We start from the raw sequence: 13085 nt of genomic DNA, 5'->3' as shown, positions 1-13085 counted from the left end.
TATATCAAAAAATGCTAAGTATCTTAAGCTTTTTTCACATTGGTTCGATTGGTGATTAATGTACCCACACCATGATCCGTAAAGATTTCAAGTAATGTTGCATGAGGTACACGACCATCAACAATATGCGCGCTGATTACGCCACCTTTGACTGCATCTAATGCACAGCCAACTTTCGGAATCATGCCGCCGTAAATCACGCCAGTTTCAATCAAACGATCGACTTCTTGGGTTGTTAACCCAGTCAACAGATTTTTATTTTCGTCTAAAACACCCGTGATATTGGTCAATAGAATTAGCTTTTCCGCACCCAATGCTTCCGCCACTTTACCTGCAACCAAGTCAGCATTGATGTTATAGGTATTGCCGTCTTCGTCTACACCTAATGGTGCAATCACAGGAATAAAATCGCTTTGGGTAAACATTTCAAGTACGTCAGTTTTCACACCAACCACTTCGCCAACTAGACCTAAATCAATCTGTTTTACTGAACCATCTTCGGCAGTTTTTTCCATCAATAATTTTTGCGCACGGATCAAATTACCATCTTTACCGGTTAAACCAATCGCACGGCCACCGTGTTTATTGATTAAGTTCACAATCGATTTGTTCACGCTGCCGCCCAAGACCATCTCGACAACTTCCATCGTTGCAGGATCAGTCACGCGCATACCGTCGATACGATCAGACTCACGGCCTAATTGTTTGAGGAATGAATCGACTTGTGGACCACCGCCATGCACCACAATCGGGTTTAAACCAACCGTTTTCAGCAGCACGATATCACGTGCAAATGAGCTCTCAAGCTCAGGATCGGTCATGGCATTACCACCATACTTCACTACCAGCGTCTTACCCGCAAAACGTTGAATATACGGCAAAGCTTCCGTCAGGATTTGTGCTTTGTCGATGCCAGTATGTTGATGTGGCATTTGCCTCTCCTTATTGAGCATCTGGAATGTCATGAGCAATGTCTGGATAGTGCTCAACTAACATAGAAACAAACAGATCTCGTATTTCTTTTAAGCGTGCTGATGAATTGGCATCAAAGCGTAAAGTGAAATACTCACCTGTATTCGATGCTCGAATGATGCCAAATCCATCATCAAAATCAAGGCGTATTCCATCAATTTTACTGATTTGTGCTGGAATTCGCGCAGAATTGGCTTCAACTTGCTTTAAAACTTCCGCTGGATCATGCTGATGCGTACTGACATATAAATCTTCGGTACTAAAGCGCTCTGGATATTTCGCCAAAGCTTGTGACAATGTCAGTCCCTGAGCTTGAATATATTCTAAGACCCTTAAAGCAGCATATAGACCATCGTCATAGCCACCACCACGACCATCATTAAAAACATAATGCCCTGCGTATTCACCACCAAAAACCGCTTTGCCTTTAGATTGGGAAATATATTTTCGCAAGAAACTACTACCTGTTCGAATCATCACAGGCTGTGCTTCTAGATCACACACAGTATCGCGAATCATCGTTGAACATTTCACATCAAATACCACTTCTGCATGTGGTTTTTGAGTCAAACAAATTTCAGCAAATAAACACAATAGTCGATCTGCAGAAACCACTTTGCCAGATTCATCAATCAACACTAAACGATCACCATCACCATCTAAAGCAATGCCAATATCGGCTTTTTGTAGCTGTATGGCTTGGCGGAGATGGGTTAAATGTTTGAGCTGTGATGGATCTGGAGCATGATCAGGGAAATGTCCATCAGCTTGGCAACGTAATGCCAAAACTTCACAGCCTAATTTATTTAATAATAAGGCTGCACAATGCCCAGCTGAACCATGCATGCCATCGATCACAACTTTAAGTGGTTGCTGTAAATGAATGTCATCTAAAATAAATTTCTGATAGGCCAAACAATATTCAGGCTTGATTTCGTGTGGCTCAAGTTCAATCATCAAATGCACACGTTCCGATGAAAAACAATTTCGTGCTTCGACTGCAACGTGTTGAATCATCTCTGGACAAGGTGGCTCACCTTTGATAATCCACTTGATACCATTATCTGATTTTGGATTATGGCTCGCCGTCACCATAATGCCATTGCCTTGAAATTGTCCCGCAATAAAATACAACATCGGGCTTGAGCAGCAGCCAATAATTTCCGCTTCAAGGCCAGCCTCATGGCAGACTTTTTGAATTATTTTTGCATAGGTTGGACTGGTTAAACGCGCATCATAGCCAATAGCAAGTCTCTTTTGCCCTACATCTAAATATTGTTTAACTAAGCCACAAGCAATTGACTGAACTAAATCAGCATTTAAGAGCGATATTTTCCCGCGAATGTCATATGCACGAAAAATATGTTGCGGAAAGTGACTAAACAGTGAACCCATACTATGTTCTTCTAATTACATCTTTATTAATTAAAAAATCTAAAATTCTATTGAGAATTTAAGCTTTTAATTAAAGGATAAAATCCTGAAAAAAAGTGTAGCTTTTTTTATAACAAATTTAGTTAACAATCAATTAATAATATTTAAATACTGATCTAAAAATTACACTCGCATTTATCCAATAATTTATTTTTAATAATTAAATCAACATCTTACGTTAATAAAAATATCAATTTATCATTTAGTCTTAAATATTTTACTTTTCAAATATTTTTGATTATTTATTCAAATGTGTATAAATATAGTAAATCGATCAAATTTAAACCAATACACAAAATTCTAATTATTCTTTACCCTCACCCCCTAAAATATAAACCAAGTAAACTCATCAGAATTAAAAATCCTGATAAGATCAAAAATACTCTAAATATAGATTTGAATTTGAATAAATTAAAATTTAAATAAAATGATATAAATAAAAACCATCACGAGGATGGTTTTTTATTAGCTACTTGATTGTAGGCATTTACTTGTCAACACACTGGAGCAAAAGTCTTGCGCTGATTAGTTTTTACCTGTATGACCAAAACCGCCAGCTCCTCGTTCAGTGGCTTCAAACTCATCTACAATATCAAACTGAGCTTGTACAACTGGCACTAAAACATATTGTGCTAAACGCTCACCCGGCTCTAGGCTAAATGCCGTTTGGCTACGGTTCCAAACAGATACCATCAATTCACCTTGGTAGTCAGAATCAATTAAACCGACCAAGTTACCCAACACGATTCCGTGTTTATGACCTAAGCCTGAACGTGGCAGAATTAAACCTGCATATTGCGTATCTTCGATATAAATCGATAGGCCTGTTTTTACCATAACAGTTTGACCCGGTTCAATCACGGTGGTTTCTTCTACACATGCACGTAGATCAAGACCTGCTGAACCTGCTGTTGCATAAGTTGGCATTGGCCATTCCGTACCTAAACGTGTGTCGAGAACTTTAACTTGAACTTTCATGGTTCATTCCTGTTTCAATAAAACGAATTTCAAAAAATAAATAATATATTCTACGCTTTAAGCTTTAACGCTTAATCAGCGCACGTAAATTTTCTAAATAATGCTGTGCTTGCTGTTTAGGATCGATATCCCCTGCCAGCTTTTTCTTGCGCCCTAACCACTCCAATTCATCTTGTGGCAGTTCGTCCAAGAAACGGCTTGGTGTCATTTGTCGCATTTGACCACCGGCTTTACGCTGCTCTGCAAGAGTCATGGTTAAACCTTGACGTGCACGAGTAATCCCCACATACATCAGTCGACGTTCTTCCTCAACCGTGTCGGCAGCAATGGAGTTTTTATGCGGTAGAATTTCTTCTTCCAGACCAATCAAATAAACGAATGGAAATTCCAGACCTTTCGACGCATGAAGTGTTAACAAATTGACTTTATCGGTGTCTTCTTCTTCTTGTTGCTGTTCTAACATATCGAGCAGCACCATTTTACGAATCACACTTTCAATGTTCTTTTCATCTACATCTTCAGCGCGGTTTATCAAACTTTGAATACTGCTATATAGCACTTCAATATTATCCAGTTTGGTTTTTTCCTGCGCAGGTGTAGCTGCAGATTCTTTAACATAGTCGATATAACCTGCTTCAATCATCATGCGACGAATGATCGGAACAGGTTCATCATCTTCTAATAATTCACGAGTAAAGGTCGAAATAAAGTCCGCAAATTCGGCCAATTGGGTTGTGGCTTTTTTCGGAATCGCCATGCTTAAGCGCTGGTCACCTGCTGCACTGAGTAAGGATAAATTACTTTCCTGCGCAAATAAGCCAAGCTTTTCCAAAGTCACAGGACCAATCGCACGTTTTGGCGTATTAATAATTCGTAAAAATGCACTGTCATCTTCAGGGTTGATGATCAAACGTAAGTAGCTCATCAAGTCCTTAATTTCAGCACGAGCGAAGAAAGACTGACCACCCGATAATTTATACGGGATCTGCATTTGGCGTAGCTGTGTCTCTAGAGCACGCGCTTGGAAATTACCACGGTATAAAATGGCGTAGTCTTTCCAATTTTTACCGTTCATCAGTTTGTGCGTAATCAAGTCTTTTACGACGCGTTCTGATTCATCATCGTCATTACGACAAGTAATCACGCGGATCACTTCACCATGGCCTTTATCTGACCAAAGCTTTTTATCGAAAATATGTGGGTTATTGCCAATAACTGTATTGGCAGCTTTTAAAATACGACTGGTCGAGCGATAGTTTTGCTCAAGCTTAATCACTTTCAGATTACGGAAATCTTCCTTCAATAAAGCCATATTCTCAGGCTTAGCACCACGCCATGCATAAATCGATTGGTCATCATCACCTACCGCGGTGAACTGTCCCATGACACCCACGAGTAATTTCACCAAAATATATTGCGCGGTGTTGGTATCTTGATATTCGTCGACCAATAAATAGCGGATTCGATTCTGCCAACGATCACGCACTTCTGCATTTTCTTGTAATAAGCGCGTCGGCATGACAATCAAATCATCAAAATCCACAGCATTGTAGGCACGTAAATTACGCTCATACAGTTGATACAGATGTACAAACTGAACGTCTTCTGCTGTTTCACAGGTGGTATGCGCTTGCTCAGGTGGAATCAGATCGTTTTTCCAATCTGAAATCATTTTCATGGCTTTGGCAATCAGCTCTTTACTTTCTGCACCGGATAAATTGTCGCGATGCATTAAGTCCATCAAAATGCGTTTGCAGTCATCTGCATCTAAAATTGAAAAGTTATTTTTCAGTGGTGTATTTTTTAATTCCAAACGGAGCATGTTTAGCCCGAAGTTATGGAATGTAGAAACCGACAGCCCTTTTGCCTCTTCACGGCTCATCAGCTTCGTCACACGCTCTTTCATTTCACGCGCAGCTTTGTTGGTAAAGGTCATCGCGGTGATACGGTGCGCAGGAATACCACAATGCTTCACCAAATAGGCAATTTTACGGGTAATCACCGATGTTTTGCCTGAACCTGCCCCTGCAAGTACTAACAAGGGTCCTTGAGTGTATTTCATTGCTTCAAGTTGCTTGTCGTTCAACTGACTTGCCAGTGACATAGTCTTTCCTCTTATTAATTCGAGGATGATTATAGTCATCTGAAACGATCTTGCCTAATGCAAAATGTATTTTATCGGTCATTAAAAATGCCATAAAAAAAGCCACCCGAGGGTGGCCTTTCGTTTCGAACTAAAACTTATTTAGTTTCGTAAACTGAGATTTCTACGCGACGGTTTTGTTCACGACCTGCAGCAGTTGAGTTATCCGCTACTGGAGAAGTTGAACCGTAACCACGTGCAGTAATACGAGTTGAAGAAATACCTTGAGACGCTAGGTAGTTTTTCACTGAGTTTGCACGGTTCTGAGAAAGTGGGTTGTTGATCGCATCAGTACCAGTGTTGTCTGTGTGACCGTGTACAACGATTGCAAGTTTGTTTGCAGTACCGTCTTCACGCAATACTTTAGCAACGTCATTCAACGCAGATTGGAACTGAGATTGAATAGTTGAAGAGTTAGTTGCGAAAGTTACTGATGGCATAACAAGGTTGATCGAACCATCTGGATTACGACCTACGTCAACACCAGTACCAGCCAATTCTTGTTTAAGACGTTTTTCTTTCTTATCAAGAAGAAGACCTGCACCACCACCAACTACAGCACCAATTGCAGCTGCTTGACCCATTTTGTCTTTATCAGCATTAGAATAAGCAATACCAGCGCCTAAAAGAGCACCTAGACCAGTACCGATTGCTGCTTTGTCATATTCCATGTTTTGACAACCAGTAAGTGCCATTGCCCCAACTACTGCCGAAATTACTAGTGCACGCATTGCATGCCTCCTTCTTTGTGTTTTGTTGTATGGTTGAAATGATGAAGTAAAACAAATGGCTGAACCATTGATTTTTTGTTAATAATAAAACGTTTAGTTACAATTTGTAATATGAATACGAGATTTATTTGTTAATTCCATCACAATTTCTTCACAGTTCTGCAGATGCCCTTTTTTATTTAATCAACTCGAACTATATTTATTAGAATCAATCATTATTTGGACAATTTCCGCTAGGACTTTTTATATGTCATCTCAAACAAATAAGCAACCGACACTAAAAAAAATTAGCAAAGGACTTACCGTCGGTTCAGTTATGACAGGCAGTACTTTTTTCCATGGTCCTCCTGTACTAGCCCTTGGTCTAACCAAACTCTTTAAAAAATCAAAAAAGGTTGATGAAACCAACATAAAAATTACCAACAGTTGGCTCATGGTCAATAACTGGTTAATTGATCACGTTTTACCCAACACAAAATGGGATATCACCATCGATGAAGGCCTCGACTTAAATTTGCAGGGTCGCTATCTCATGACCTGTAATCATCAGAGTTGGGTCGATACAACAGTTAACCAATATTTTGGTTTAACCCGTATGCCACTGACGCGTTTCTTTACCAAATGGGAACTCATTTTCATTCCATTTGTTGGACAAGCTTTTAAAATTTTAGGCTTTCCAATGATGAAACGACACAGCAAAGAACAAATCGCGAAAAATCCTGAACTTAAATATCGAGATATGGAAGAAGCGCGTAAATCTTGTGAACAGTTATTAAGCCAACCTTTTACCCTGCTGAACTATTTGGAAGGCACTCGCTTTACCCCTGAAAAGCATGCGCAGCAGCAGTCGCCGTATCAAAACCTTCTAAAGCCGAAAGCGGGTGGTTTAGCACTGGCACTCAATATTTTAGGGGATCAAGTTGATGCTCTCGTAGATATGACCATCGTCTATCCAAATGGTGCACCAGGTTATGGCGAATTTTGGCTCGGTGAAGTTCCACGCATAGCCGTGGATTTACGTAAAATTGAAATTCCAACGTGGGTGCATGGCGGCAACTATGAAGATGATGCAGAATTCCGTGAAAAATTTCAGCATTGGGTAGATGAGCTGTGGACGGAGAAAGACCAACTCATTACTCGTATGAAAGCTAAATACTCAGTTACTGAATAATTAAGAAGAAGTTTTTATGTCGCAGAACAGCATGCCGCAAAACAAGAAATCTAAATATCATCATGTCAATCCAAACAGTTGGTCATTCAAACTGTTTTTGATTTATGACATTTTCATGGTGTTTATTATTGTTTTTAACTTGTTCTGCCTGTGCATGAACTTTTTCCTCATGAGCAATCTTGGCAGTTGGTTCTTTAACAGTATCCACCTGCCCGATGTGCTGAGTTTTTACCGTGAACATTTGCATCCATGGGTGATTACCACCGAAGCGTGGTTTATTATCTTTTTGATTGTAGAACTGTTGGTGCGTTGGGCGATTGCTATCATCAACAAGCACCATCAGCGCTGGTTCTTCTTCCCGTTTATTCATTGGTACGAAATTTTAGCCATTGTGCCGCATTTACGTTTCCTTCGTTTATTTCGTGCGGGCGTGATTGCGTATCGACTATATGAAATGGGTTATCAGATCGTACCATCGGCATGGCAAAAGAAAGCTTTGTTTTATTATCGTGTGGTGATGGAAGAATTGTCTGATCGAGTGGTACTCACCGTACTCGATGGGGTTAGACATGAGTTAAACACCAGTACCACACATAAAGATTTGATTAGCAATGTCGTTCAGCATCACCGCGAATTATTCACCCAAGTCTTGGCCGAAATTTTGCAAGAAAATTTAAGCAAAGAGCTCCGTGCTGAACGTGAATTGATCGCCAAGAATGTCGGACAGATTGTCAGCCAGGCCATCGAAGATACCCCTGAACTCACGCAGCTATTGCGCTTAGTGCCGATCGTTGGCAGCCGCATTGAACAGCAGATTCAAAGTATTGGGCAACGTTTGGGCGAAAATATTACCCATGGTTTAATTTCCCCATTGGCTTATCCCAATACATCGACGGCTCAGAAACCCAATCTATATTTAGACATTTCACAGCGTATTAGCCGTATTGAAATCGAAAATAATGCCCAGCTGGATGAGTTGGTTCGCTCTGCGGTTTTTGAAAGTCTAGAAGCCATTCGTAAGCAAGTGAAAGTAAAACAGTGGCAGCAGATTATGCAGGAACAGGACCAAGCTACAGAATAAACACTCAGTCAAAAATAATTGTGAACTCCGCTAGAGTATTCATGAAAATTGTTCTAGGATTTGCTCTATTTACAACATAACTACTTCGGCACAAAAGTAATAGTTAGAAGTCTCAAGGATTCAATATGGCTGATATACGGATAAAAGGCAAAATGGTCAATGCGATTCGCATTCACCTCGATACCAATGATCATGATGCGATCCGCCAGCAACTTACTCCAATGTTCCAAAAGGCTTTTCCACCCGGAACATTAGCCGTGATTGAAAGTACGGTTGATCAAGAACTAATTGCACTGATTCAACTGCTTATTAGTATTGAAATTCAACCAATTGGTGTCACTGAGGGTCCGCTATCGGACCAAGCACGTGCTATCCAATTTCCCGTAGTTCCTGCGGATCGCAAACTACAACAAGTTAAACCGACACGCGAACAAGTGGTTGAAGAGCCCGCGCCTGCAGAAGAAAAAACCGAAGATAAAATTGCTGCAGTCGAAGTACCAACCATTCGTCATGCCACGTCGTATCACAATGAAATCTTGCGTACAGGTCAATGTTTAGTCCAAGACCATGGCGATATCATTATTAATGCTGGGATTAATAGTGGTTCAGAAGTAATTGCTTCAGGAAATATACATATTTATGGTAGTGCTCGTGGTAGAGTCATTGCCGGAGCTGGTGGGAACACGGCTGCACGTATTTTCTGCCATTCATTAGAAGCTGAATTGGTTTCAATTGCAGGGACTTACTGTGTCGCTGATGACATTCCACCTCATGTGGTCAAACAGCCAGTACATATTTATTTGAATGACCAGCAAGAGCTAGTATTTGAAGCTTTGCAATTTTAATGTATAAATAATCACCAAACCCCTAATTAAAAAAGGGGATTTAAACCATAACAGGAGTGGATTCGGTGGCGAAAATTGTTGTCGTAACATCAGGTAAAGGTGGCGTAGGTAAAACAACTACAAGCGCATCTTTTGCAACAGGTTTAGCCCTTCGCGGCCACAAAACTGTTGTGATCGACTTTGATGTGGGTTTACGTAACCTTGACTTGATCATGGGCTGTGAACGCCGCGTTGTATATGACTTTGTAAACGTATTGAATAACGAAGCTCGATTACAACAAGCGCTTATTCGCGATAAAGATATTGAAAATCTCTACATTTTGCCAGCATCTCAAACACGTGATAAAGACGCGTTAACAGATGAAGGTGTAGCACGAGTGATGGACGAACTTTCTCAAGAGTTTGATTACATTATTTGTGACTCACCTGCGGGTATCGAACGTGGTGCAATTTTAGCAATGTATCATGCTGATGAAGCGATCATTGTGACGAACCCAGAAATTTCTTCAGTACGTGACTCTGACCGTATTATTGGTATGCTCGACAGCAAAACCAAAAAAGTAGAACAAAACGAAGGTCGTATCCGTAAGCATCTCTGTATTACACGTTTCAATCCAGAACGTGCGGATAAACAAGAGATGTTGACGATTGATGACATTTCAAAAGATATTTTACGCGTTCCGACTTTAGGTGTTATTCCTGAATGTAAAAGCGTTCTACAAGCATCGAACGAAGGTAAACCAGTGATTCTGTTTACAGAAGAAGCGGCTGGCCAAGCGTATGATGACCTTGTTGCACGTTTCCTTGGTGAAGAGCGCCCTTACCGTCACATTACGGTAAAACCTAAGGGTTGGTTAGCACGTCTATTTGGAGCGTAATCATGGCAGGATTCTGGAGCAAACTTTTTAGCAGCGACGAGAAACCGTCAAGCGCACAAACGGCAAAAGATCGTTTAAAAGTCATCGTGGCATCTGAAAATGGTCTAGGTAAACGCCTCAGCCAAGACAAGATCGACATGATGAAAAAAGAAATCATGCAAGTGGTAAACCGCTATGTTCGTGGTGTAGATGAGCAACATATTCAAATGTCTGTTCGTTCTGAAGCGAATATTGAAATGCTTGAAATGAATATCAATTTGCCTGAAGAACGTTAATCTGAATTCTGATTAGCCAAGTAAATTGAATCAAGGCAAAATGTGAGGCTGGATCAGTAAAGCGCTGCTTTACCCAGCCGCAAGATGAGAAGCTTTGCTTCGAGTGGGCTGGATTAGTTTTATTCCTTTGTTAGATCAAAAGCTTTGCTTCGAGTAAACGGGATAAAAAAATAACTTTAGATCCAACCATAAAATGAGTCGCTTAACTTAGAGATGGCGAATAAAACCATTTTACTTGCGTACTCATTTTTGCCTTTTTGTATTTTTAAACCAGCAAGGAGATTGCGATGGCATTATCTCAGCCAGCAACGTTCAACGAAGAATGGTCAGATGAGCGTGTATTTGCCTACCTTACTCAGCTTCCTCCTGAAGGAGTGAATGGCGACTTTCACGTGCTTTACCATGCTTTCAAACATATGCGTCCAAATGACTATGAGCGTCTTTTGACTCAATTCGTTGCCGATGGCCGTGATGTGAACGCAACTAATCCTGAAGGTCAGCGTATTCATGACGTAATTGCTCAATACCCACGTCAAAGCGCAGGTTTCCTCGAAGTATTGGCAAAATTTGCTTAATTTCGAGTACCAAAAAAAAGCCCGCATGATGCGGGCTTTTTTATCAGATTTAAAATCGGCGTTATTGAATATCATCATGATCAATGCACGATCAACATGAGCAATGGAAACATCAAGCCAAAACCAATGGTTTGTACACTAATAATCGCCGCCATCAGTTGTGAATCGCCCCGATAATAGCGTGTCAAAATATAAGACGATGATGCCGTCGGCAAAGCAAAAAAGACCACTAAAATCATCCGCTCAAAATCAGTCAAACCCATCCATGTACTCAATAGATAAGCAATACATGGCATTAACATGAGACGCCCTATCGTATTTAAACTTAAACGACGTAGATCGGCGCGCATTTGCTGAAACTGTAATGCTGCCCCAACGGAAAGTAGTCCGAGCGGTAAACTCATGGCTGCCAATATTTTTAATAATTCAGGTAAGTCTTTAAACAGACTCAAGCCTGATAAATTAAACAATACCCCTGCCACACAGCCTAAAATTAAGGGATTTTTTGCGATGGACTGACTGGTCTGCCCCAATTGCTTCAGGCTTAAATTTGAAAACGCCAAGACTGAAATAATATTGACTAAGGGCACTGCAACGGCAATTAACATGGCAAACATCTGCATGCCTGTAGAGCCAAATAAAGCGCCCATGAGCGACAAACCAATATAGGTATTAAATCGGATATGACTTTGGATATACACACCAAAACGCTGCACGGGGATATGCATAAACTGCTTGATCCCCCACAACACGATGCTGATCAAACAGGTGCCCGCAACCAGTACTGTCAACATTCGTGAAACAGTGTTCATATCCAATTGCACGGCTGATACATTCAAAAAAAGCAGCACAGGAAATAAAACGTAATAATTGAGTTTTTCTGAATTTGCCCAAAACTCATCCTGAACAAACTGTGTGTATTTAAGCACATAGCCCATCGCGATTAATGCAACGAGGGGAAACAATGCGACGACGATATTCATGCTGTACGCCTTGAAATAAACAAGCTATTTCAACTTTAACCATTTATGTAGCACAATATAATCCTCATCTAGACTCATAACAAAATGAGTAATTACTCATGGCAATGACATTTTCTCAGCTTGAAATTTTTATTAAAGTCGCAGAACAACAAAGCTTTACTCTCGCTGCTCGACAGCTGGGAATTACTCAGTCAGCTGTCTCTCATGCCCTAAAGTGTTTAGAGCAACATTGGAATGTCAGTTTATTTAGCCGTGAACAAGGCGAAATTAGCCTGACTCATATCGGTCAGCAGTTATTGCTGCATGCCAAAGAAGTCATCAATACTGCACAAATCATGCAGCAAGAAGTGCATGCCGCACATGGTATTCAACAAGGAACGCTGAGAATTGGCTCTTTTGGTTCTTCTAGTTCGATTCATCTGCTTCCAGAGCTGCTCAAAGCGTATCGTGAGCGTTATCCGCACATTGAGATCTATGTCGAAGAAGGTACCGATGCAGAAGTATCTCGTTGGATTTCTGAGCGTCAGATTGATGTTGGTTTTGCCGTACTCCCTAAGCCACAGCTGTTCACTTTCCCGTTAATTCAAGATATTTTCATTGCCTTGATTCCAGATAGTTATTCAGTTTCCAAACACAGTCATTTAAATATCCAAGACCTGCAAAACTACCCCTTTATCATGACCCGTGCAGGTAGTCAGTCTCATGTGGAAAAGTTACTGCAACAACATCAAATTCAACCCAAAATCACCTATCAAATGTCGCAACTTTTAACCATTTTAAATATGGTGAATTTACAAGAAGGTATCGCTATCGTTGCAGATATGGCTATGCCCAAAGAATTATTAGCTTTACATCCGCATGTGGTGAAACGTCCACTTTCACCTAATACGCAACGGCAGATTGGACTCGCCGTAAAAAATCAAAAACTCATGAGCCCTGCCTGCAAAGCCTTTATCGAATTGGCCCAATCCATGTTTTACCAAGAAGAGTTCTCAATCTAAAAATAAAAAAAACCTGCC

At 40.6% G+C, this 13085-nt stretch carries 13 protein-coding genes; 7 read left to right on the top strand and 6 right to left on the bottom strand.

Annotated elements, in window-relative coordinates; all coding sequences use genetic code 11:
* Positions 1 to 23 precede the first annotated feature (23 nt).
* The 5 genes from argB to FTU02_RS11660 form a co-directional block, all read right to left on the bottom strand.
* Positions 24 to 932: an acetylglutamate kinase gene (gene argB / locus FTU02_RS11680; protein ID WP_078190033.1), complete on the bottom strand. Its 909-nt coding sequence runs from the start codon at positions 930 to 932 to the stop codon at positions 24 to 26.
* 10 nt (positions 933 to 942) lie between these two features.
* Positions 943 to 2367 (bottom strand): phosphomannomutase/phosphoglucomutase, encoded by a 1425-nt coding sequence (locus FTU02_RS11675; protein WP_180157236.1) that lies wholly within the window; start codon positions 2365 to 2367, stop codon positions 943 to 945.
* Between the two features lie 564 nt (positions 2368 to 2931).
* The gene (gene dut, locus FTU02_RS11670; protein ID WP_180157234.1) at positions 2932 to 3384 is read right to left on the bottom strand and encodes a dUTP diphosphatase; all 453 of its coding nucleotides are present in this window, start codon (positions 3382 to 3384) and stop codon (positions 2932 to 2934) included.
* Positions 3385 to 3448: 64 nt separating this feature from the next.
* A complete protein-coding gene (locus tag FTU02_RS11665; RefSeq protein WP_180157232.1) occupies positions 3449 to 5488 on the bottom strand; it encodes a UvrD-helicase domain-containing protein in 2040 nt (679 codons plus the stop codon).
* A gap of 137 nt (positions 5489 to 5625) precedes the next feature.
* A complete protein-coding gene (locus tag FTU02_RS11660; RefSeq protein ID WP_078193108.1) occupies positions 5626 to 6258 on the bottom strand; it encodes an OmpA family protein in 633 nt (210 codons plus the stop codon).
* Positions 6259 to 6505: 247 nt separating this feature from the next.
* Between FTU02_RS11660 and FTU02_RS11655 the strand changes: the two genes are divergently transcribed.
* The 6 genes from FTU02_RS11655 to FTU02_RS11630 all read left to right on the top strand — a co-directional run bounded on the left by FTU02_RS11655 (position 6506) and on the right by FTU02_RS11630 (position 11083).
* On the top strand, positions 6506 to 7429 hold the full coding sequence (locus FTU02_RS11655; RefSeq protein ID WP_180157230.1) for an acyltransferase: 924 nt from the start codon (positions 6506 to 6508) through the stop codon (positions 7427 to 7429).
* Between the two features lie 16 nt (positions 7430 to 7445).
* Positions 7446 to 8510, top strand: a complete 1065-nt coding sequence (locus FTU02_RS11650) for a preprotein translocase subunit SecA (protein WP_373684245.1) — start codon at positions 7446 to 7448, stop codon at positions 8508 to 8510.
* Between the two features lie 125 nt (positions 8511 to 8635).
* Positions 8636 to 9355 (top strand): septum site-determining protein MinC, encoded by a 720-nt coding sequence (minC, locus tag FTU02_RS11645; protein WP_078193110.1) that lies wholly within the window; start codon positions 8636 to 8638, stop codon positions 9353 to 9355.
* Positions 9356 to 9420: 65 nt separating this feature from the next.
* The gene (minD, locus tag FTU02_RS11640; RefSeq protein WP_067670152.1) at positions 9421 to 10233 is read left to right on the top strand and encodes a septum site-determining protein MinD; all 813 of its coding nucleotides are present in this window, start codon (positions 9421 to 9423) and stop codon (positions 10231 to 10233) included.
* 2 nt (positions 10234 to 10235) lie between these two features.
* Positions 10236 to 10508 carry a cell division topological specificity factor MinE gene (gene minE, locus FTU02_RS11635; protein WP_078190039.1) on the top strand — a complete coding sequence of 91 codons (273 nt, stop codon included), beginning with the start codon at positions 10236 to 10238 and terminating at the stop codon, positions 10506 to 10508.
* A gap of 287 nt (positions 10509 to 10795) precedes the next feature.
* Positions 10796 to 11083, top strand: a complete 288-nt coding sequence (locus tag FTU02_RS11630; RefSeq protein ID WP_067766167.1) for a PA4642 family protein — start codon at positions 10796 to 10798, stop codon at positions 11081 to 11083.
* 80 nt (positions 11084 to 11163) lie between these two features.
* Here the strand turns inward: FTU02_RS11630 and FTU02_RS11625 are convergent, their stop codons facing one another.
* Complete coding sequence (locus FTU02_RS11625) at positions 11164 to 12066, bottom strand: AEC family transporter (RefSeq protein WP_180157228.1); 903 nt, start codon at positions 12064 to 12066, stop codon at positions 11164 to 11166.
* 104 nt (positions 12067 to 12170) lie between these two features.
* Between FTU02_RS11625 and FTU02_RS11620 the strand changes: the two genes are divergently transcribed.
* On the top strand, positions 12171 to 13067 hold the full coding sequence (locus FTU02_RS11620) for a LysR family transcriptional regulator (RefSeq protein WP_180157258.1): 897 nt from the start codon (positions 12171 to 12173) through the stop codon (positions 13065 to 13067).
* Positions 13068 to 13085 lie beyond the last annotated feature (18 nt).

The organism is Acinetobacter sp. YH12045, from assembly GCF_013419925.1.
GTDB classification, from domain to species: Bacteria; Pseudomonadota; Gammaproteobacteria; order Pseudomonadales; family Moraxellaceae; genus Acinetobacter; species Acinetobacter amyesii.
Note: the sequence above shows the minus strand (reverse complement) of the source record. Positions and strands in the feature narration are given on the sequence as shown.

Bases quoted from the DNA above. Each gene is read 5' to 3' on its own strand.
- argB (WP_078190033.1), bottom strand. From the start codon at position 932: ATGCCACATCAACATACTGGCATCGACAAAGCACAAATCCTGACGGAA.
- FTU02_RS11675 (WP_180157236.1), bottom strand. From the start codon at position 2,367: ATGGGTTCACTGTTTAGTCACTTTCCGCAACATATTTTTCGTGCATAT.
- dut (WP_180157234.1), bottom strand. From the start codon at position 3,384: ATGAAAGTTCAAGTTAAAGTTCTCGACACACGTTTAGGTACGGAATGG.
- FTU02_RS11665 (WP_180157232.1), bottom strand. From the start codon at position 5,488: ATGTCACTGGCAAGTCAGTTGAACGACAAGCAACTTGAAGCAATGAAA.
- FTU02_RS11660 (WP_078193108.1), bottom strand. From the start codon at position 6,258: ATGCGTGCACTAGTAATTTCGGCAGTAGTTGGGGCAATGGCACTTACT.
- FTU02_RS11655 (WP_180157230.1), top strand. From the start codon at position 6,506: ATGTCATCTCAAACAAATAAGCAACCGACACTAAAAAAAATTAGCAAA.
- FTU02_RS11650 (WP_373684245.1), top strand. From the start codon at position 7,446: ATGTCGCAGAACAGCATGCCGCAAAACAAGAAATCTAAATATCATCAT.
- minC (WP_078193110.1), top strand. From the start codon at position 8,636: ATGGCTGATATACGGATAAAAGGCAAAATGGTCAATGCGATTCGCATT.
- minE (WP_078190039.1), top strand. From the start codon at position 10,236: ATGGCAGGATTCTGGAGCAAACTTTTTAGCAGCGACGAGAAACCGTCA.
- FTU02_RS11630 (WP_067766167.1), top strand. From the start codon at position 10,796: ATGGCATTATCTCAGCCAGCAACGTTCAACGAAGAATGGTCAGATGAG.
- FTU02_RS11625 (WP_180157228.1), bottom strand. From the start codon at position 12,066: ATGAATATCGTCGTCGCATTGTTTCCCCTCGTTGCATTAATCGCGATG.
- FTU02_RS11620 (WP_180157258.1), top strand. From the start codon at position 12,171: ATGACATTTTCTCAGCTTGAAATTTTTATTAAAGTCGCAGAACAACAA.